The organism is Koromonas humicola, assembly GCF_059726255.1.
Window position 1 is genome coordinate 3,217,665 of the sequence record NZ_AP040873.1, and the last position, 20,176, is coordinate 3,237,840.

At 57.8% G+C, this 20,176-nt stretch carries 25 protein-coding genes; 1 reads left to right on the forward strand and 24 read right to left on the reverse strand.

The annotated features are described in order from the left end of the window. Positions 1–164: 164 nt before the first annotated feature. The 19 genes from AC6IZD_RS13985 to rpsL form a co-directional block, all read right to left on the reverse strand. Positions 165–350 carry a type Z 30S ribosomal protein S14 gene (locus AC6IZD_RS13985; protein ID WP_497774653.1) on the reverse strand — a complete coding sequence of 62 codons (186 nt, stop codon included), beginning with the start codon at positions 348–350 and terminating at the stop codon, positions 165–167. A gap of 120 nt (positions 351–470) precedes the next feature. Further along, positions 471–1,160, reverse strand: coding sequence for a 50S ribosomal protein L5 (gene rplE, locus AC6IZD_RS13990; protein ID WP_497783932.1), 690 nt, complete (start codon positions 1,158–1,160; stop codon positions 471–473). An 88-nt stretch (positions 1,161–1,248) separates the two neighbouring features. After that, a complete protein-coding gene (gene rplX, locus AC6IZD_RS13995) occupies positions 1,249–1,572 on the reverse strand; it encodes a 50S ribosomal protein L24 (protein WP_497783933.1) in 324 nt (107 codons plus the stop codon). Between the two features lie 79 nt (positions 1,573–1,651). Further along, positions 1,652–2,023 carry a 50S ribosomal protein L14 gene (gene rplN / locus AC6IZD_RS14000; protein ID WP_497783934.1) on the reverse strand — a complete coding sequence of 124 codons (372 nt, stop codon included), beginning with the start codon at positions 2,021–2,023 and terminating at the stop codon, positions 1,652–1,654. 78 nt (positions 2,024–2,101) lie between these two features. After that, positions 2,102–2,440, reverse strand: coding sequence for a 30S ribosomal protein S17 (gene rpsQ / locus AC6IZD_RS14005; RefSeq protein WP_497783935.1), 339 nt, complete (start codon positions 2,438–2,440; stop codon positions 2,102–2,104). 2 nt (positions 2,441–2,442) lie between these two features. Next, a complete protein-coding gene (gene rpmC / locus AC6IZD_RS14010) occupies positions 2,443–2,661 on the reverse strand; it encodes a 50S ribosomal protein L29 (protein WP_497783936.1) in 219 nt (72 codons plus the stop codon). Positions 2,662–2,772: 111 nt separating this feature from the next. Beyond that, on the reverse strand, positions 2,773–3,192 hold the full coding sequence (gene rplP / locus AC6IZD_RS14015) for a 50S ribosomal protein L16 (RefSeq protein ID WP_497774659.1): 420 nt from the start codon (positions 3,190–3,192) through the stop codon (positions 2,773–2,775). A 115-nt stretch (positions 3,193–3,307) separates the two neighbouring features. Continuing rightward, positions 3,308–3,973, reverse strand: a complete 666-nt coding sequence (rpsC, locus tag AC6IZD_RS14020; RefSeq protein WP_497783937.1) for a 30S ribosomal protein S3 — start codon at positions 3,971–3,973, stop codon at positions 3,308–3,310. A gap of 84 nt (positions 3,974–4,057) precedes the next feature. Beyond that, a complete protein-coding gene (rplV, locus tag AC6IZD_RS14025; RefSeq protein WP_497783938.1) occupies positions 4,058–4,543 on the reverse strand; it encodes a 50S ribosomal protein L22 in 486 nt (161 codons plus the stop codon). A gap of 88 nt (positions 4,544–4,631) precedes the next feature. Then, a complete protein-coding gene (gene rpsS / locus AC6IZD_RS14030; protein WP_497783939.1) occupies positions 4,632–4,925 on the reverse strand; it encodes a 30S ribosomal protein S19 in 294 nt (97 codons plus the stop codon). A gap of 13 nt (positions 4,926–4,938) precedes the next feature. Continuing rightward, complete coding sequence (gene rplB, locus AC6IZD_RS14035) at positions 4,939–5,763, reverse strand: 50S ribosomal protein L2 (protein ID WP_497783940.1); 825 nt, start codon at positions 5,761–5,763, stop codon at positions 4,939–4,941. A 176-nt stretch (positions 5,764–5,939) separates the two neighbouring features. After that, a complete protein-coding gene (locus AC6IZD_RS14040; protein WP_497774664.1) occupies positions 5,940–6,236 on the reverse strand; it encodes a 50S ribosomal protein L23 in 297 nt (98 codons plus the stop codon). After that, the gene (gene rplD / locus AC6IZD_RS14045; protein ID WP_497783941.1) at positions 6,229–6,894 is read right to left on the reverse strand and encodes a 50S ribosomal protein L4; all 666 of its coding nucleotides are present in this window, start codon (positions 6,892–6,894) and stop codon (positions 6,229–6,231) included. The genes AC6IZD_RS14040 and rplD overlap by 8 nt, the downstream gene beginning before the upstream one ends. Before the next feature lie 129 nt (positions 6,895–7,023). Further along, positions 7,024–7,749 carry a 50S ribosomal protein L3 gene (gene rplC, locus AC6IZD_RS14050; RefSeq protein ID WP_497783942.1) on the reverse strand — a complete coding sequence of 242 codons (726 nt, stop codon included), beginning with the start codon at positions 7,747–7,749 and terminating at the stop codon, positions 7,024–7,026. A gap of 73 nt (positions 7,750–7,822) precedes the next feature. Continuing rightward, positions 7,823–8,152, reverse strand: a complete 330-nt coding sequence (gene rpsJ, locus AC6IZD_RS14055) for a 30S ribosomal protein S10 (protein WP_497783943.1) — start codon at positions 8,150–8,152, stop codon at positions 7,823–7,825. A 128-nt stretch (positions 8,153–8,280) separates the two neighbouring features. Beyond that, positions 8,281–9,465 carry an elongation factor Tu gene (tuf, locus tag AC6IZD_RS14060; protein ID WP_497783944.1) on the reverse strand — a complete coding sequence of 395 codons (1,185 nt, stop codon included), beginning with the start codon at positions 9,463–9,465 and terminating at the stop codon, positions 8,281–8,283. 85 nt (positions 9,466–9,550) lie between these two features. Next, positions 9,551–11,647, reverse strand: a complete 2,097-nt coding sequence (fusA, locus tag AC6IZD_RS14065) for an elongation factor G (RefSeq protein ID WP_497783945.1) — start codon at positions 11,645–11,647, stop codon at positions 9,551–9,553. A gap of 144 nt (positions 11,648–11,791) precedes the next feature. Further along, a complete protein-coding gene (gene rpsG / locus AC6IZD_RS14070) occupies positions 11,792–12,262 on the reverse strand; it encodes a 30S ribosomal protein S7 (protein ID WP_497783946.1) in 471 nt (156 codons plus the stop codon). A 102-nt stretch (positions 12,263–12,364) separates the two neighbouring features. After that, complete coding sequence (rpsL, locus tag AC6IZD_RS14075) at positions 12,365–12,739, reverse strand: 30S ribosomal protein S12 (protein WP_497783947.1); 375 nt, start codon at positions 12,737–12,739, stop codon at positions 12,365–12,367. A 702-nt stretch (positions 12,740–13,441) separates the two neighbouring features. On the opposite strand from rpsL, the gene AC6IZD_RS14080 reads away from it, so the two are divergent. Continuing rightward, complete coding sequence (locus tag AC6IZD_RS14080) at positions 13,442–13,939, forward strand: DUF2231 domain-containing protein (protein WP_497783948.1); 498 nt, start codon at positions 13,442–13,444, stop codon at positions 13,937–13,939. 390 nt (positions 13,940–14,329) lie between these two features. Here AC6IZD_RS14080 and AC6IZD_RS14085 read toward each other — a convergent pair whose 3' ends face one another. From AC6IZD_RS14085 to ruvX, 5 genes are all read right to left on the reverse strand, one after another. After that, positions 14,330–15,040: a lysophospholipid acyltransferase family protein gene (locus AC6IZD_RS14085; protein ID WP_497783949.1), complete on the reverse strand. Its 711-nt coding sequence runs from the start codon at positions 15,038–15,040 to the stop codon at positions 14,330–14,332. 28 nt (positions 15,041–15,068) lie between these two features. Beyond that, positions 15,069–16,223, reverse strand: coding sequence for a M48 family metallopeptidase (locus AC6IZD_RS14090; RefSeq protein ID WP_497783950.1), 1,155 nt, complete (start codon positions 16,221–16,223; stop codon positions 15,069–15,071). 169 nt (positions 16,224–16,392) lie between these two features. Beyond that, positions 16,393–17,277: a LolA family protein gene (locus AC6IZD_RS14095; RefSeq protein WP_497783951.1), complete on the reverse strand. Its 885-nt coding sequence runs from the start codon at positions 17,275–17,277 to the stop codon at positions 16,393–16,395. Between the two features lie 135 nt (positions 17,278–17,412). Further along, complete coding sequence (locus AC6IZD_RS14100) at positions 17,413–19,698, reverse strand: penicillin-binding protein 1A (RefSeq protein ID WP_497783952.1); 2,286 nt, start codon at positions 19,696–19,698, stop codon at positions 17,413–17,415. 27 nt (positions 19,699–19,725) lie between these two features. Next, positions 19,726–20,148 carry a Holliday junction resolvase RuvX gene (gene ruvX, locus AC6IZD_RS14105; protein WP_497783953.1) on the reverse strand — a complete coding sequence of 141 codons (423 nt, stop codon included), beginning with the start codon at positions 20,146–20,148 and terminating at the stop codon, positions 19,726–19,728. Positions 20,149–20,176: the final 28 nt, after the last annotated feature.

Consider the following 20,176-nt stretch of genomic DNA (forward strand, 5'->3'; position numbering starts at 1 on the left):
CTTTTGCTCAGGCTACAGTGGAAAGAACCTGCGGCGACGTTCTATTCCTGCTCAGCAGGACGGTCCTACATACGGACCACGTGCCAGCCATTGCGGGGCTCACCCCCGCGGGTCAGGGTCGACTTCAGGCATTTGGCGGCCATTACGGTCGCGATGCCATTCGCCTACCAGGACGACTTCGAAACTCCAGGAATCTCTCCACGCAGGGCGAGTCCGCGGAAGCACAGCCTGCAAAGGCCGAACTTGCGCAGATAGGCGCGCGGGCGTCCGCACAGCTTGCAGCGGTTGTGCTGACGCGAAGAGAACTTGGGCTTCTTATTGTCCTTGGCGATGCTGGATGTTCTAGCCATTGTTTCCTTTACTCAATTCACCTCGAAATGCTGCATCACGCTCGCATCCCGAAGCCGCGTTTCAATGCTATAGCTTGCAACCGTTCTCATGGGAGCGTTTCCGCTCCCATGAGAGGGAACTTAAGCGCCTGCTTGGCGGAAGGGCATTCCAAGTCCACGCAGCAGAGCGCGAGCATGCTCGTCGGTCTTCGCTGTGGTGACGATGGTGATGTTCATACCCTTCTGGTGCTCGACCTTTGCGTAGTCGATCTCAGGGAAGATCAACTGGTCACGCAAGCCCAGCGTGTAGTTGCCGCGTCCGTCAAACGAACGGGAAGGTACACCGCGGAAGTCGCGTACGCGCGGCAGCGCAACATTCATCAGGCGATCCAGGAACTCGTACATACGATCGCCGCGCAGGGTGACCATGCAGCCAATCGGCATTCCCTCGCGCACCTTGAAGGCGGCGATGGACTTCTTTGCACGGGTCACAACCGGCTTCTGACCGGTGATCTGGGCCAGTTCGGCCACGGCCGGATCAAGAACCTTGGCGTTCTGCGTTGCTTCGCCCACGCCCATATTGACAACGATCTTCTCGAGCTTTGGGGCGGCCATCGGATTGGTCAGGCCCAGCTCCTTCATCAGCGCCGTGCGCGTTTCCGCGAAGTAACGTTGACGGAGGCGAGCCGAAGCCGCGTTATTCAGCTTCGGACGTGCCGGCTTGGAACCCTGCTCGGGCGCCTCGGCAGCCTCCACCTTGGCGGGCTTCTTCGACTGCTTGGCCTGTTGTGGCTGCTTCGGTTTTGCATCCTTCGTTTCTTTTGCTGCCATTCTACTGTTCGCTTTCTCTCACGGTCCCGGAGTGGTTACCGTTGCGTGAGGTGGTCAATTGAACCGGCCTGCGCCGACTCGGTAATGTCTACTTCTTCTCGAGCGTCGTCCCGCACTTCGCGCAAACGCGTACTTTGCTGTCGCCACGCACTTCGTGGCGAACCCGAACCGGACCGCAGGTGCCGCACACCAGCATCACGTTGCTGATGGAGATCGGCGATTCCTGCTCTGCGATGCCGCCCTTGATCTGCTTCTGGGGATTCGGACGAACGTTCTTCTTTACTATACTAACGTGTTCGACCAGCACCTTGCCTGTGCCAGGAAAAACACGCAGTACGCGCCCTTCTTTTCCCTGGTCGCGGCCGGTGATGACCTTCACGGTATCGTTACGGCGGATGTCAACGGTTGCCATGCTTTCCTCTCAAAACTTTCAGCGTCTTGGGCCGCTCCGACTGGAGCTCCCGAGGGCGGCCGCTGAAGCCGCCCCGAGCCTAGATAACTTCCGGAGCCAGGGAAACGATCTTCAAGAACTTCTTCTCGCGAAGTTCGCGGGCGACGGGACCAAACACGCGGGTTCCGACCGGTTCGCCATCGGCGTTGATCAGAACTGCGGCGTTCGTGTCAAAACGAATATAGGAACCGTCGCGACGACGAGTTTCCTTGCGGGTGCGGACGATCACGCACTTCACAACTGAACCCTTCTTCACGTTGCCTTCGGGCGAAGCTTCCTTCACCGCAGCTGTCACTACGTCGCCGATCCGGGCCCGGAGTCCGGTCGATCCGCCAATCGGCAGGATCATCTGCAGCTTACGCGCCCCACTGTTGTCGGCCACCTCAAGGATGGACCTCATAAACACTGCCATGGTGCAATCTCCTTCAGACGTTTGTCAGCATCGTACCCTCGCCGGGCTCACACCACGGCAAGGGACTCACGATTGCGACTAGCTAGCCTGGTCCGGCGTTTCCTGTCCGGCTTCAGCGGTTTCAGCGTTCACGGCGGCCAGCGCCGAACGCTTCACGATGTCCTTCAGTGTCCAGCGCTTTAAGCGGGACAAGGGGCGCGTCTCCTCGATGCGAACGAAATCACCCGTGCGCGCCGTCTGCTGTTCATCGTGTGCGTAGAACTTTTTCGAGCGCTTGACCACGCGGCGATAGAGGGGATGCGCCTTCTGGCGGTTCACCTCGACCACGATCGTCTTCGCCATCTTGGTCGAAACGACCTGGCCAACCAGGACTTTGCGCTGTCCTACGGTCTTCTCGGTTTTCGTCTCTTCTGCCATGGCTACTTCTTCTCCGATCCGGTCTTTGCTGCGGCCAACTGCTTTTCCCGCTGAATGGTCAGCACGCGGGCAATGTCTTTCTTCAACCCACGCATCTTCTTCAAGCTTTCCGTCTGCCCCATCTTGAGCTGGAACTTGAGCTTGAAAAGCTCTTCGCTGAGCTCGGCCTTCTGATGAGTCAGCTCGGCGTCTGTAAGGTTACGAATCTTTTCCGATGTCATTTGTTCTCTTCTCTTCACCCCCGGCGGAGTCTAGCCGCCGGCGTCGGAATCTATGTTCAACAACGGGGTCTGGCGTAATCACTGGAAGGGCCTCGCGGCCCTCTCCAACGCTTAGTGAGCCAGAACCTCGCGCTTCACGAACTTGGTGATCAAAGGCAGCTTGTGCGAAGCCAGGCGCATTGCTTCCTGTGCTTCTGTCACGCTAACGCCTTCCATCTCAAACAGCAGCTTGCCCGGACGAACCACTGCAACCCAGTGATCCGGCGCGCCCTTGCCCTTACCCATACGGGTTTCGGCAGGCTTCTTCGTGACCGGCTTGTCAGGGAATACGCGGATCCAGATCTTGCCGCCGCGCTTAATGAAACGGGTCATTGCCACACGGGCCGCCTCAATCTGGCGGTCGGTGATCCAACCCGGCTCCATGACTTTCAAGCCAAAATCGCCGAACGACAGCTCAGAGCCGCGCCAGGCCTTGCCGCACATACGACCGCGCTGTTGCTTGCGGTACTTGACTTTCTTCGGCATCAACATAAGCAGTTTCCAGTTGCCAGTTTCAAGTTCTGGCCACCCGCTTGGCGGATGTGCCTGCCGGATTCACCAACGTTCTTCCAGGAACTGGCCTCTGGAGAACTTTCCGGCTTGCTTACTAGAGTCCGGCGGTCGCGGTCTGCGGCTCGCGGCGACGCTGGGGCAGGATCTCGCCTTTGTACACCCAAGTCTTCACGCCAATCTTGCCGTAGGTCGTGTGCGCTTCCGCAAATCCGTAATCGATATCGGCACGCAGAGTGTGCAGCGGCAGTCGACCCTGCAGATACCACTCGGAGCGAGCGATTTCGTTGCCGTTCAGGCGGCCCGAAACGCGAACCTTGATACCCTTGCAGCCGAAACGCAACGCGCTGTCCACGCTCTTGCGCATCGCACGGCGGAAACCGACGCGCTTTTCGAGTTGCAGTGCAATCGACTCGGCGACGAGCTGAGCATCCAGCTCAGGCTTGTGAACTTCGAGAATGTCCACAAACACGTCGCGGTTCGTCTTCTTCTGCAAATCGGCCTTAAGTTTGTCGATCTCAGCGCCCTTGCGGCCGATAATGATGCCCGGACGCGCGGTGCGAATGATGATGCGCAGCTTATTGCCCGGACGTTCGATATCGATCGAGCTGACACCTGCCGACTTGAGCTTGTCCTTCAGCTCGTCCTTCAGCTTGATGTCCTCGACAAGGAACTTGTCATAGTCGCGATCCATGTACCAGCGCGACTTCCACGGCTTGGTGTAGCCGAGTCGGAATCCGTAAGGATGGACTTTCTGTCCCATAATTACTCGTCTCTCTCGCGGCAGCCTACTCGGGCCTAAGCCCTGGCGCCACCGCTGAATTGGATCTTCGCGATCCAGTGATGCCTACGACTTCGCCTTCTTCGGCGCGGTCTTCTTGGCAGCTGTCTTCTTCGCCGCCGCTTTCTTCACGGCTGGCTTACGCGTAGACTTCTTCGCCGGTGCTGCTGCCGGGGCTTCTACTTCGGCGGCTGCAGCGGGCTTCGTCTTCTCCGCCAGCTCGATTTCAATGTGAGCCATGCGCCGCTGGTAGCGGTATGCGCGGCCCATCGGGGCCGGGCGGATACGCTTCATGCGCGGGCCTTCGTTCGCGATGGCGTTCTTGACATAAAGATTGTCGAGATCGACATCCAAGCCCTTTTCGGCGCTCAAGTAATTGGCGTTCTCCACGGCCGAGCGCAGCAGCTTCAGAACCGCAGGCGCAATACCCTTATTGGTAAACGCCAGCGTGTTCAGCGCCGTCTCAACGCGCTTGCCCTTGATCAGCCCGAGCACCAGACGCGCCTTCTGCGGAGATACCCGAACATACCGGGCTTTCGCTGTGAATTCCATGTTCTCTTCCCTTCAAGTCTCATTCGCGGACGTCCCGCAGGACGCCCATACATTTCGCCAAATCAGTGAACCGGATTAAACCTGCGAACTACTTCGCCGGCTTTGCCGAGGTTTCTGCAGCCGCCTTCACCGAGTGCCCCTTGAAGGTACGGGTGAAGCTGAATTCGCCGAGTTTGTGGCCGACCATGTTTTCCGATACATACACGGGAATGAACTTGCGCCCGTTATGTACCGCAATGGTGTGGCCGAGCATCTCCGGAGTGATGGTCGAACGGCGCGACCAGGTGCGCAACACCTTCTTCTCGCTGCGCGCGTTCATCCCTTCGACTTTTGCGATCAGGTGCGAATCTACAAACGGCCCTTTTTTCGTAGAACGTGCCATTGATAATCCCTTCCTACTTGCCGCGACGCGACACGATGAACTTGTCGGTCCGTTTGTTGTTGCGGGTCTTGTAGCCGCGAGTCGGCTGGCCCCACGGGGTTACCGGGTGACGGCCGCCGGAAGTCTTACCTTCACCACCACCATGCGGGTGATCCACCGGGTTCATAACTACGCCGCGGTTCACCGGACGCTTACCGAGCCAGCGCGTACGGCCAGCCTTGCCGATGGAGACGTTCTCGTGATCGGTGTTGCCCACCTGACCCACCGTCGCCATGCAGTCGACCAGCACACGGCGGGTTTCGCCTGAAGGCAGCTTCAGCAGGGCGTATTCGCCTTCCTTCGCCACCAATTGAGCCTGCGCACCGGCCGAACGCGCCATCTGCGCGCCCTTGCCAGGCTTCAACTCGATGTTGTGAACAATCGTACCGGCCGGAATGTTCTTCAACGGAAGTGCGTTGCCAACGAGGATGTCGGCATCGGGACCGCTGATAATCTTTGCACCCACCTTCAGCCCGAGAGGCTGCAGGATGTAGCGCTTTTCACCGTCGGCATAGTGCAGAAGCGCAATGCGTGACGAGCGGTTCGGATCGTATTCGATGGTTGCGACTGTTGCCGGAATTCCCTGCTTGTCGCGCTTGAAATCGATCACGCGGATCTTGCGCTTGTGGCCGCCACCGCGATGCCAGATGGTCAGGTCGCCCGAATTGCGGCGTCCACCCGAACGCATCTTCGGCTCGGTCAACGGCTTGTGCGGCCGATTCGTCGTCAGATCGTCGTTGACCTGCGAGCTCTTAAACCGCAGTGTCGGAGTGATCGGTCTGTAAGTCTTGATCGCCATAGTTCTTCTCTTCCAGATCCCTTCCGTTCTTCTGGCGGGATCGCTTTAGCCGGGCAGATAGGGTTTCGTTCTCCTGTCCAGCGGCGTCGCGCGTCGTTGCGCGACCGCTTCGGCCTGGCGTTAGCGACCGGAGGTCCATTTTTCCGAACCGTTCCCGTCGCTACGCCGCACAGAAATTACAGGTTCTGTGCGTACTCGGGCATCTTCTCGCCCGCGGCAAGCCGTACATAGGCCTTCTTCCAGTCAGGACGGAAGCCGGTGAACTTGCCACGACGGCGCTCCTTACCCGGGAAGTTGGCAGTGCGGACGCCGGCAACCTTCACCTTGAAGGCTTTCTGCACGGCTTCCTTGATTTCCGTCTTCGTGGCATCTGCGGCGACTTCGAACACCAGCGTGCTCTCGGTCTCCTTGACGCCCAATCCCTTTTCCGTGATGACGGGCTTACGGACGATCTGGTAAGGGGACTTAGACATTCTCCACCTCCGCCTTACGCTTCGGGGCCGAGGCCTTCAGCGAGCTCTGCAGCTTTTCCAATGCGGCCTGCGAGAACACGGCCAGCTCATGGCGAAGCAGGTGATATGGGTGAACTTCCGGACCGTACAGCATCTCAACGCCTTCAATGTTGCGGGTCGAGAGCTCCAGGTTCGTGTTCAGGTTCGAGCCTGCTTCCACAACCAGCGCGGTCTTCTTGAAGTTCAGGGTGGCCAGGGCCTGACGGAACGACTTCGTCTTTGCTTCCTTCAGCTCAAGCGAGTCAACAACTACCAAGTTGCCGTCCTGCAACTTCGCTGCGAGAGCCGAACGCAGTGCACCCAGCACCTTCTTGCGCGGGAACGCAAAATCGTACGAGCGGGGCTGTGGTCCATGAACCGTGCCGCCATGACGCCAAATAGGGGAACGAACGCTGCCCACACGGGCGCGACCCGTACCCTTCTGCTTCCACAGTTTCTTACCTGAACCAGAAACCAGCTTGCGGTTCTTGGTGGCATGCGTGCCCGCACGCTGTGCGGCACGGAAATGCTGGACCGACTCCCAAAGCAGGTCTTCGTTTACTGCGCCGAATACTTCCTCGGCGAGCTCGAAGGCTCCTACTTTCTGGCCGGCCAGATTCACAACATCGATGGTTGCCATCTTGTTTCCTTTGCTTGGTCAGCATCTTCGGCTGACCTTGAAGTTCCTTCCGTCAATTTGGAGCCGCGAAAGGAATCGTCTTAAACAGGCAACCCACATCTGCCGCAATAGCAGATGTGGGAACCAGAATTACTTGCCCTTGGCAGCGCGCTTCGAAGCCTTCAACGGGTTGATCGCCGTGCTTTCGCCGGTGAATCCGCGACGCTCTCTAGGCGGCTTCTTGGCCTTGCTGATAACGACGTAGCCCTCTCTTGCACCCGGTACTGCGCCTTCAACTACCAGCAGATTTTCTTCCTTATCGACGCCCAGCACGCGAAGATTGCGCACAGTGACCGTCGCATCGCCCATGTGGCCGCTCATACGAGTGCCCGGGAAAACGCGGGACGGGAATGAAGACGCGCCGATCGAACCCTGAACCTGGAACATGTGCCCGTGAGCAGCCGGGCCGCCACCGAACTTATGACGCTTCACAACGCCCGCGAAGCCGCGACCCTTGCTGGTACCGGAGACATCAACGAACTTCGTTCCGTCGAACAGATCGACGAGGACCTTGTCGCCAACCTTCACCTGACCGTCGGAGCCGTCTCCGTCTTCCACCGCGACTTCCTTCATGAACTTCACCGGGGGAAGATTGTTCTTCTCGAAGTGGCCCTTCATCGCCTTCGTCAGGCGCGAGTCCTTCACAAACTCGACCAGGCCAATCTGAGCGGCGTCATAGCCGTCAGTAAGCGCGGTCTTTAGCTGTGTGATTACACAGGGGCCTGCCTGCAGCACGGTCACAGGGCGAACTTCACCCTTGTCGTCGTAAAGCTGCGTCATGCCAACTTTCTTGCCAAGAATTCCGTTAACTGACATCTTCTTTCTCCATCATGCCCGCGTCTGAGTCACGCAGGGCACTGTGAGGACTTCGCCACTTGGGCGAAGTCACTTATTTGTGTTCTTTGCCGTAAGCCTTGATTTCGACGTCGACACCGGCGGGTAGGTCGAGCTTCATCAGTGCGTCGACTGTCTGCTGCGTCGGTTCCAGAATATCAAGAAGACGCTTATGTGTGCGAATTTCAAACTGTTCCCGCGACTTTTTGTCGACGTGGGGCGAGCGCAGCACACAATATTTGTTCTTGACTGTCGGAAGTGGGATCGGGCCGGCGATCTGTGCGCCGGTGCGGCGCGCCGTCTCGACAATTTCGCCTGTCGACTGGTCCAGAACTCGATAATCGTAAGCCTTAAGACGAATGCGGATTCTTTCTTTGCCTATCACTTGATTGATCCTCAAAGATCGTGCGGTCTTATAGTCGCCGCGACTTCTCTAGAATTTCGTGAATCTTTACCGAACCGAGTGCCCCAGACTTGCCTGCTTCTGGCAAGTCCGGGTGCCCAATTACAGAACTACAGAATCTCGGAGATCGTACCCGCGCCCACGGTACGGCCGCCTTCGCGAATGGCGAAGCGCAAGCCCTTTTCCATGGCCACCGGAGTGATCAGTTCCACTTCGATCGTAACGTTGTCGCCAGGCATCACCATCTCGGTGCCTTCCGGCAACTTCGCCACGCCCGTCACGTCCGTCGTGCGGAAGTAGAACTGCGGACGATATCCATTGAAGAACGGAGTGTGGCGGCCGCCTTCTTCCTTCGACAGCACGTAAACTTCGCCCTTGAACTTCGTGTGCGGCGTGATCGATGCAGGCTTCGCCAACACCATGCCACGCTCCACGTCTTCCTTCGCAATGCCGCGCAGCAGCAGGCCGGCGTTGTCGCCCGCCATACCTTCGTCGAGCTGCTTCTTGAACATTTCGACGCCGGTCACAACCGTCTTGCGGGTGTCGCGGAAGCCCACGATTTCAACTTCCTCGCCAACCTTCACCTTACCGCGCTCGATACGGCCCGTAACCACCGTGCCGCGGCCCGAGATCGAAAAGATATCTTCGATCGGCATCAGGAACGGCTGATCAATCGCACGCGCTGGCAGCGGAACGTTCTTGTCCACCGACTCCATCAGCTCGTCGATCGTCTTTTCCCACTTCTCTTCGCCGTTCAGCGCGCCCAGGGCCGATCCGCGAATCACCGGCAGATCGTCGCCCGGGAACTGGTACTTCGACAGCAGTTCGCGAACTTCCATCTCGACCAGGTCGATCAGCTCAGGATCTTCAACCGCGTCGCACTTGTTCAGGAAAACCACGATGTAGGGCACGCCTACCTGGCGAGCCAGCAACACGTGTTCCTTCGTCTGCGGCATCGGACCGTCGGTCGCCGCAACCACCAGGATCGCGCCGTCCATCTGCGCCGCACCGGTGATCATGTTCTTGATGTAATCGGCGTGGCCCGGGCAATCCACGTGGGCATAGTGACGATTGGCCGTCTCGTATTCCACGTGCGCCGTCGCAATCGTAATACCGCGCTCGCGCTCTTCCGGCGCATTGTCAATCGAGTCAAACGAGCGGAACTTGATGTTCGGATTGTGCTTCGCAAGCACCTTCGTGATCGCCGCCGTTAGCGTCGTCTTCCCATGGTCAATGTGACCAATCGTTCCAACGTTCACGTGCGGCTTGCTGCGGTCAAATTTCTCTTTCGCCATTGCTTCCAGCTCCGTCTTATTTATCGCTGCCGGCCGCTATCGGCCCGCGCTGTGCGCCGCGCATTTACGCGCGGCGCGGTTAAATCTACTTGGCTGTCTTACCCTGTACCTTGGCCACGATTTCTTCGGCCACCGAACGGGGGGCTTCTTCGTAACGCGCAAAGTGCATGGAGAACGTCGCGCGGCCCTGCGTGTTTGAGCGCATGTTGGTCGCGTATCCGAACATTTCAGCCAGTGGAACAATTGCCTTGATGACCTGCGATCCGGCGCGATGCTCGATTGCCTCGATGCGTCCGCGACGGCTGTTCAGGTCGCCAATAATGATGCCCACGTACTCTTCCGGAACTACAACTTCAACCGACATCACCGGCTCCAGCAGAACCGGGCTGGCCTTGCGCGCCGCTTCCTTGAAGGCCATCGACGCCGCAATCTTAAACGCCATTTCGTTCGAGTCGACTTCGTGATAGCTGCCGTCATACAGCGTGGCCTTGATGTCAACCATCGGATAGCCCGCCAGTACGCCGCCTTCCATCGCTTCCTTAATGCCAGCTTCGATCGGCTTGATGTATTCCTTCGGAACAGAACCGCCGATGATCGCATTCTCGAACTCGAAGCCCTTGCCTGCCTCGTTCGGAGCCAGACGAATCTTCACGTGACCGTACTGACCGCTGCCGCCCGTCTGACGGATATACTTGCCTTCCGCTTCCGAGTTCTTGCGCAGCGTTTCGCGGTAAGCCACCTGCGGCTTGCCGACGTTGGCCTGCACGTTGAATTCGCGCATCATGCGGTCGACGATAATCTCCAAGTGGAGCTCGCCCATACCGCTGATGATCGTCTGCGCGCTTTCCGGATCGGTGTGTACGCGGAACGTAGGATCTTCCTGGGCCAGCTTGTGCAACGCCACGCCCATCTTCTCCTGATCGCTCTTCGTCTTCGGCTCGACGGCGACGTGAATCACCGGGTCGGGGAATTCGATCGTTTCCAGCATGATCGGCTTGTTTTGATCGCAGATCGTGTCGCCCGTCGTGACGTTCTTCAGGCCTACAACCGCGCAGATGTCGCCAGCGAGCACTTCCGAAATCTCTTCGCGCTTATTGGCATGCATGCGCAGGAGGCGGCCGATACGCTCGCTCTTGCCACGATTGACGTTGAACGCCTGTTCACCCGACTTCATGATGCCCGAGTAAACGCGGATAAACGTCAATTGTCCGACGAACGGATCAGTCATGATCTTGAACGCCAGCGCCGAGAACGGTTCCTTGTCGTCAGCCTTGCGATGTTCTTCCGCGCCGTTGTCGGGGTTCTTGCCCACAACCGGCGGAACATCCAGCGGCGAAGGCAGGAAGTCGACCACTGCGTCGAGCAGCGGTTGAACACCCTTGTTCTTGAACGCGGTGCCAAGAATCACCGGGAAGATCTTGATCGCGATCACCGACTTGCGCAGCGAGTCTCTCAACTCGTCCACAGTGATCTCTTCGCCCTCGATGTATTTGCCCATCAGAGCGTCGCCCGGATCGTTCTCAACAATGGTTTCCACCATCAACTGACGCATCGCCTGGGCCTTCTTCAACAACTCAGCCGGAATCTCTTCCAGCGTGTAGTCGGCGCCCATGGTTTCGTCGTGCCAGTAGATGGCCTTCATGTTGAACAGATCGATACAGCCCTTGAACTTTTCGCCCTGACCAATCGGCATCTGGATCGGCACAGGCCGCGCCTGCAGGCGCTTGCGAATCGTGTCAACAGCGTGATCGAAATCCGCGCCCATCTTGTCCATCTTGTTGATGAAGCAAATGCGCGGCACAGCATACTTGTCAGCCTGACGCCATACGGTCTCGGACTGAGGCTCTACGCCATGGACGGCGTCAAACACAGCAACCGCGCCGTCGAGAACACGCAGCGAACGCTCCACTTCAGCAGTGAAGTCGACGTGACCCGGCGTATCGATGATGTTGATCGTGATGTCTTTCCACTTGCACGTGGTCGCGGCCGAGGTGATCGTAATGCCGCGCTCCTGCTCTTGCGCCATCCAGTCCATGGTGGCCGTGCCTTCGTGTACTTCACCAATGCGATGCAGGCGGCCGGTATAGAAAAGGATGCGCTCGGTCGTGGTCGTCTTGCCGGCATCGATGTGCGCCATGATGCCGATATTCCTGCAGCGTTCTAATGGAACTGTTCGAGCCAAAGCTTCTACCTGTTTCCTTTACGTCATGCACGGCCCTTGAACTCACCCGTGCTGGTTGCTGTCATCTCAGCCCGTCAGGCTGCCACCGCTTCTGGCACACACGACCGGAGCGGCATTATTGCCGCTCCGGCCATGTAGTTCTGTTTACCAGCGATAGTGGGCAAAGGCCTTGTTGGCCTCAGCCATGCGGTGCACGTCTTCCTTCTTCTTCATCGCGGCGCCCTTGCCGTTTGCGGCATCAAGCAACTCGTTCGCGAGCTTGTCGATCATGCCCTTTTCAGGACGCTGACGCGAATACGAGATCAGCCAGCGAATTGCCAGCGAGGTGCGACGGTCCGGATTCACTTCGACCGGAACCTGGTAGTTCGCGCCACCGACGCGGCGAGTCTTTACTTCCAGCAGCGGCTTGCAATTCTCAACAGCCTTCTTGAACAGCTTCAAAGCCTCGTCGCCGCCCTTTTGTTCGAGCTGCGTCATAGCCTTGTAGAAGATGCCCTGCGCGGTGCTCTTCTTGCCGTCCCACATCAGGTTGTTTACGAACTTGTTGGCCAGCGTCGAGCCGTAGATTGGATCCGGCATTGGCTCGCGCTTTGCAATATGGCCTTTTCTAGGCATTCCCTACTCCTCTTCCCTGCCTCTTGGGCGGTACTCCCAGACGTTTCCCTGTCGAGACGCCGGGCGGTTACAGGCCAGCAGCCGAAGCCGCAGGCCAAATCGTTAGGACTTCGGACGCTTGGCTCCGTACTTAGAACGGCCCTGCCGCCGATTGGCAACGCCCACCGAGTCCAGCGTGCCACGGATTACGTGGTAGCGAACGCCCGGAAGATCCTTCACGCGGCCGCCGCGAATGAGCACAATCGAGTGCTCCTGCAGGTTGTGGCCAACGCCAGGAATATAGGTCGTCACTTCGATTCCGTTCGTCAGGCGCACACGGGCCACCTTACGAAGAGCCGAGTTCGGTTTCTTTGGCGTCTGGGTGTAGACGCGGGTGCAGACTCCACGCTTTTGCGGGCAAGCCTGCAGTGCAGGACTGGCCGTCTTGTAGCGGGGCGCCTTGCGGCCCTTACGCACCAACTGATTAAACGTAGGCACTCTTGCAGCTCCTTTATTCGGACGCACTCTGGCGTCACTAGCGGACGAGCCCGCAAACGGGCACCGCCGCTCAGAACCCTTTTATTTCTTCTTAGGGCTGGTCAAACAATCGCTTGCGCGGCGCTCGACCATACTCTCCGCCGACTTCACGCGGGGAATTCTTTACGTTTCCTGGATAGAGGCAGCGACGGTGACACTTGATTCCGGCTCACTATCTCCGGGAGCGTTCCGTTTCGCAACCTGAATCTACATAGCCTGTGGCATAGCACCACCGGTAGCGCAGATTCGTTTCAGCGAGGAAGCCCAAACAGCAGACGCCGTGAAGCGCCAATCGGGCTGGTCGTACTAATGAAAGCTCGACTAAAAGTACACAGACAAGCCAGACAAACTCGCAGAACCTCTAAAATATATCAACACGCCTCTTCGCGGGTCAACCAAAGCACAGGAAATTCAGGCAGTTTTCAGCGTTTGTTCACAAAAGAGCGCTTTGCTCTTCGCTCGGCAAGCAAAAAACCATTCACTTGGCGGTTAATAGCGTAAGAAGCACAAGGTGACGGGTTGGTGAATACTTTTGGCGAGTTGACGGCCACCATTCACCAGAGAGTCACTACGCCGCCCTTCAACTATACACTTCAGAGTTAACTCCACAGCTCCGCATTCGGGCACAACCTTCGAGGGCCCGGGTCCATCTCGATTCGAGATATGGAAAGCCATGCGAAATTTCTCGGACATCCGCTTCACCAAATGCTGATTGCCTTCCCTTTAGGACTATTGGGAACAGCTACGGTATTTGACGGCATCGGCAAAGCCACAGACAACGAACGCTGGCACGAGGCCAGCCAATACATGCTCGGCGCAGGGCTGATTACTGGAGCAACCGCTGCGGTGCCGGGAGTCATTGATTTTCTGGCGATTCCTATGGGAACGCGGGCGAAGAACGTTGGGCTACTGCACGGACTTGGCAATGCGGTGGTGACGGGATTGTTCGCGGCCAGCTGGTTTGCACGCAGGCGGCGTCCAGAAAACCCCGGACCTAGCGCTCTTAGTTTCTCTGTTGCCGGAACTCTTCTGGCGCTGGTGACTGCCTGGCTCGGCGGAGAACTGGTGGATCGACTCGGAGTGGGAGTAGATGACGCCGCGCATCTAGATGCACCAAACTCGCTCATCCAAGAGAGCGGGGAGATGCCGAAGGCAGCTTAGAAATCCGGGGCACGGCGTCGCACGTGCCCCTGCTTACTGCGGGGCGGCTACGCCGCCCGTGTCAACGGTTGATTCTGATCGTGAACATAGTGGTGTGCTTGAGATGCTGATGCGGCCACTTCGAAACGAGGCGTCCACGCCGACCATTCACAGTTCTGGCAATGTAAGCAATAAACAAGGCGATCTCCGACATTCGCGGGGACTATGACAATTGAGGGTTCACTATCTTCCATACCTATGAAAGATGCGGCGACACTCGATGGAGATAGATCAGCACTGGATACTGGCGCTGATTGGCGCTGACAGATAAGTGCTAAGTACCAACCGCCGTGCTTGTTTTCAAGGTGATGGAATGCTCATTCTGCACTCGACGGCGCGGGATTCTCGAAGTTAGCTAGCGTCTTTGCCGAGGGCGGCTACGGCATCGTGTCGCGTGCGCTCGAGTGCTTCCTGCATTTGGCGGTAACAGTCGTCCATCTGTTCGCGAGTGGCATCCTGCGGTACATAGATCATCTTTGCCCAACGCACATGTACACGCGAGAACGGACGCGGAATCATCATGGCGTCCCACGATTTCAGTATCCATGGGCGCTGGCAAGCGACATAGAAGCAGAGGATCGGAGCGCCGCTCATGTGGGCCAACTTCACGGGACCGAACTTCGCTTTGTAACGCGGGCCGCGAGGTCCGTCGATGGTGAAGGCCGCAATACGTCCATCGGCGAGAGCGCGATTCATGCCGAGCAGAGCGGCAGAGCCGCCACGCGAACTCGAGCCGCGCACCGCAACAAAACCGAACTTCTCGATGATGCGCGCGATATATTCGCCATCGAAGCTGAGGCTGGTGATGACGGCCATACCGCGACTGCGGAAGCACCACGTTGCAGGAATTACGCAACGATGCCAAAAAGGTCCGATCACAAACGGAGGTGGGTTGCCATCGGTCACTTCACCGCCCGGTTCAGCAGAGAACTCATAGCGCAGTGTGCAGCCGATGAGCGAGATGAGCAGGTATCCGAGCCAAGAGATAAACCACAACGCAATGCGCTGTCGCAGCGTGAACTGTTGCGATTCAGTCGGAACCTGGGTGGATGAGGTGCTCACAACAAGATTGTATCGTGTGGCCGATTCATTATCGGCGTGCGGCGGCCCAGGCGAGAGCGGCCTTGGTGCGGCGTCCGATGGATGGGTGCGAATGGAATAGAACTTCGATCCAGCGAGAAGGTTCGCGCTCGGCGAGATTCTGAGCCGCGAGCTTTTCCATCGCGGAGCAGAAAGGCTTGATCGAGGCGATTGACTTCCATGCGTAGAGATCGGCCTGGCGCTCGTTGAATCGCGAGTAGGCGTTCATCACGGGCATAAGCACTACAGAGATCGCTGTGGCGACAAGAATCATCAGCGGCAGATTGGCAAAGTCGATTTGGGCGTAGTGGCGATCCCAATCAAGCCATGCCCAGCGGATCGCGAGCTTCAGGCACCAGAAGCCAAAGAACGAGATCACGGCCTGCACGGCAATTCCCTTGAACATGTGGCGATGTACGTGGTGACCTAGCTCGTGCGCGAGGACAGCTTCGATCTCATCGTGATCGCAGGAAGCAAGCAGGGTGTCGGAGATGACGATGCGGCGTGTGTGGCCAAGTCCCATCAGAGCGGCATTCGCCTTCCGTGTCTTTTCCGAAAGCATCCACTCGTAAACCCCTCGCACTTTGGTTCCAGCTTTTTCGCTCAGGCGCGTGAGGCGAGCCGTGAGTTCTTCATCCTCAAGCGCGTGAAAGCGGAAGAAGATTGGGAACAGCAGCACAGGAGCGATCTGAGCCATCAGCACGGTCAACACCATGAACAGTGCCCACGCTATTACCCACCACCATTGCGGCTGCAGGCGGATGAGGAAGTAGATGAGTTGGACGAGCACCTGGCTGATCACGAAGCTGAGCATGAAGGCCTTGAACTGATCCCATAGCCAGCCGCGCAGTCGTTGATTGCTGAGGTGAAAGCGGTGCTCAATCAGAAAGCTGTAGTAGTCCAATCCAACGCTGATGAACTTGGCCAGCAGCAACAGAATCGTCGTGTAGACGAAGACCGAGAACACATGGTTGTCGCCAGCAATGCGAACTGCGAAGTTGCGGAAATCGCTGGTCCAGTCAAAGGCAAGCACTACCCCCATAAGGGCAATTCCAAGCGCGAGGTCAGCCAGACCGAGACGGCGGAGAAGCCGATTGTAGCTGCGGGCTTCAGCGGAATCCGTCGGCGTCCCGCGTTCGCCGGAGGTAGGGGAATTGTTTTCCATGCGCGTACAAACAGTTTACAGGAACCGGGTGTGGCGTCCTAAGTGACTTTCAGACGACCCCGAATCGGCTAGGCGGGTTCAGGGTTGGTGTAGCCATGGACATTTTGCTTTCCCACCTTAGCCGCGCACGAACGCGCTCCGAAGGTGGGGCACCCGGGCACTCGTACTTCTATTTGAGTGCGGTGACGGTTGCTCCCGGCGGCATATCCAGCTGGAACTGCTCGGACTTCAGCGGCTGATTCAGAGTGAGCTTCACCATCTTGAGGGTGATGCTGTACTCCTCCTGCGGTCGTTGTATCTCGATCAGTGATGGATATTTAACACCGTCATAGTCCTGCACATTGAAGTAGGTGACATCGGTGGCCACGGCTCCGTTGTCGTCATAAATCGTCTGACGGTAGGGCTGCAGGTCGGCGCGATTGAAATAGATCTTGCGATACAACGTCCAATTGTTTTGCGGGCCGCGACGAATCACCACGATGTGATAGTTCGGCTGCTTCACCTGTCGATGAGTCTTCTCATCCTTGACCGGCTGCTCGCCCTGCTCGAGGACAGAGATCTCGGTTTTGGTATCAATATGAGGCAGCAGCAGCGCGTCGTAGATCACTTGTGGACGCAGGTTCTCCAACGGATTGTTGCTGATCTTGGTGACCTGGTTCTGGCCGGTGATGAAGCGATTCTTCGGCGGGATTGAGAGCTTAAATTGCGCGCCATCGCTGACCATGTCAAACGCCTTGGTGCGCACGATGGGAAGCAGTCCAATCATCCGCAGCATGGCTGGCTTCTCAGCGAGAATGTACCCACGAATCTGCTGGTATTCGACAACCTTGCCCTTCTTTTCGCCGCCGACAGTGGTGTCGATATCCACGGTCGCATTCATCGTGCGGACGCTGGAAGCCAGTTGCTCCACTTCAGCAATGAGTTCCTGCTGGGTCGCAGTTTTCAAAGGGACTGACGAGCGAATGGGCTCCACGTGGTGAGAGCGGAAAAGGCAACCCGTCGTGGTGCAAAGGGACAGGATACTGAGGGCAAGCGTCAGGCGGATTCTTTCCATTGCGAAGAAGGCGTGCTCCCATTAGTGAACCTACAGTATATAGGCTGAGAGCCGTGTAGGTCGTGGCAACGCCCACCGAAGCTATGAAGATCACGCTTCAGAAAGGCTTTGGTAAACGAAATCAGCAGGATAGGATCAGTGCGACTCTGGGTCCCCTGACGCGTTCGCAAGCTTCTGCTTGCGTCCGGCCATCACTTCGGGCGGAGGCTCGGGGAACTGCTCATTGGGCTTCTCGGCTATGGCCACTTTCATGACCTCGATCCAGATGGGCAGGGCGGCCTGAGCACCGGTTTCCTTGTTGCCTAACGTCTTCTTCTCGTCGTAGCCCACCCATACACCGCAGGTGATCGAAGGAGAGAAACCAACGAACCATGCGTCAGTGAAATCGTTGGTAGTGCCGGTCTTGCCTCCGAGTGGGTGATTCAGTTTGCTGGCCGCAAAGCCTGTGCCGTGTTGTACGACTCCCTGCAGCAGCTCGACCATGACGCGGGCGGAGTGAGCACTGATGACGTCTCGCACATCTGCGAAATTCTGCTCCATGATGTGTCCGTCATAGTCGGTGACTTTGCGAATGGAGTGTGGAGCGAGACGTACGCCATCGTTGGGGAAGGTCGAGTACGCGGCGGTGTGTTCAAGCAACGTGACTTCGGCGGAGCCAAGCGCCACGGGCAGGAACGGCTGAATGTCGGAAGTGATTCCGAACTTGTGAACGTAGTCGATGACGGTCTTGATGCCTACGCGCTGCGCGAGACGTATGGCAGGGATGTTGCGCGAATCGGCCAGCGCGCGACGGAGAGAAATCGCTCCCTCGTACTTCCCATCGTAGTTGTGAGGCGACCATGTGCCGTTGGCGCCGGGGAAACTGATCGGCGAGTCGAGGATCGTGTCATCAGGCATCGCTCCCTGCTCAACCGCAGCGGAGAAGACGTAAGGCTTGAACGACGATCCTGTCTGGCGGAAAGCTTGAGTGGCGCGATTGAACTTCGATTCATCGAAGTCGCGGCCGCCAACCATGGCACGAATTTCGCCGGTGTTGTTGTCGATGGCAACGAGCGCGGCCTGCGCGCCGGAATCCTGCTCAAGAGCTAGCTCCAGCTTATTGTCTGGCTGGACGGCGGTGACGCGGACGTAAATGACATCGCCGATGGAGAGGATTTCGTTGGGCGAGTGATGGCTGGTCCAGGCCATGTCGGCAGGACGAATCAGACCGCGATACTTACCAATCTTGACTTCGGCTATCTGCTGCGTGGTGTTGACGACCAGCGCGTGAAAATAGCTGCCAGGCTCGGGACGATGGTTCCAATCGGGATGATCGTAGGTCAGTGGATCTTCACCGGCAGCAATGACGTTGCGCACGTGACCTTTCCATCCGTGACGACGCTCATAGGTTGCAAGGCCATCGAGCACGGCGCGATTGGCGACCTTCTGGAGTTCCATGTCGAGCGAGGTGTAAACGCGCAGGCCGCCTTCGTGGACCTGATCGGTGCCAAACTTCTTTTCGAGATAGCGGCGGGTGTCTTCGACAAAGTAGGGCGCGAAGCTGTTGGGATCGGACTGAAGGTGCAGCGCTATAGGACGACTCTTGGCTTCCTGCGCCTGCTGCGCGCTGATACGGCCATCCTCCATCATGTTGTTGATGACAAGGTTGCGGCGGCGCAAAGCCTTTTCGGGATTGTTGATCGGCGAATAGGCGCTGGGGCCCTTGGGCAGTCCGGCGAGCAGGGCCGCTTCTTCGATGGTCAGCTCTTTCGCGGGCTTACTGAAATAAAACTCGGAGCCAGCCTCGAATCCATACACGCCGTGGCCGAGGAATATCTGGTTGGCATAGAGCGTGAAGATCTGATCCTTCGTAAAGCGCCGCTCGATCTGGATGGCCATCATGATTTCCTGAACCTTGCGCCCGAACTTGCGATCGGGGGTGAGGAACAGGTTGCGCGAGAGTTGCATCGTCAGGGTTGAGGCTCCCTGCGCGCGAGATCCGCTCGAGACATCACGATATGCTGCACCCAAGATACGCCAGAGGTCGATTCCCCAGTGGCGCTCAAAATCCTTGTCTTCGATGGAAATGACGGCGTCACGCAGGACCTTGGGATAGTCCTCGTAGTGGGCAATGACACGGCGCTGCAGGGCGAAGCTGCCGATTACGTTCCCCTTCTGGTCGTAGAGCTCGGTGATTGAGCTGGGACGATAGCGTTCCAGGTCGGTGACCTGGGGAAGATCGGTGGAGTAGACGAACAGCAGCCCGGCAAGGGTTCCGAACATGGCTGCCGCAACAATTGCGAGTCCAAAAATGACGCGATGAACCGTCCGTGTACGATCCACGGGCGGAGCTTCCACCGACTCATTGCGAAGCAGCGTTGTCATTTCAGGAGTGAGTAAGGCCCAGCATAGCACCACTGGGTCGCCTGCGAGGACAGGCATACCCCTGAGGACGGGAAAAAGTAAGACTCACTCCTCGGGCTCCAACGTATGATGCCGGGCTTCCATCCAATTCTGAAGAATTAGGACGGCAGCAAGTTGATCCACAACCGCAGCGCGTTTCTTGATGGACATATCGGTTTCGCGCAGGACGCGATTGGCCTCAACCGAGGTAAGCCGCTCGTCCCACAGGTGGATGGGAAGATCGATATGCTGCTCAAGCACGGATACGAATTCCCGCATCTTTTCCGACTGGCGACCCTCGGCTCCGCTCATGCGGAGAGGCAGTCCCACAACGAGCTCCACCACGTCATACTTGCGGATGACTTCCTGGAGCGCAGCAAGATCGGTACGCTTATTCTTGCGCCGTATGGTTTCTAATCCTTGGGCGGTGATGCCCAGCAGGTCGGTTACGGCCAGACCAATGGTTCTGGAACCAACATCAAGGGCCATAACACGACCGTGCGGGTTTTGGTTTTCG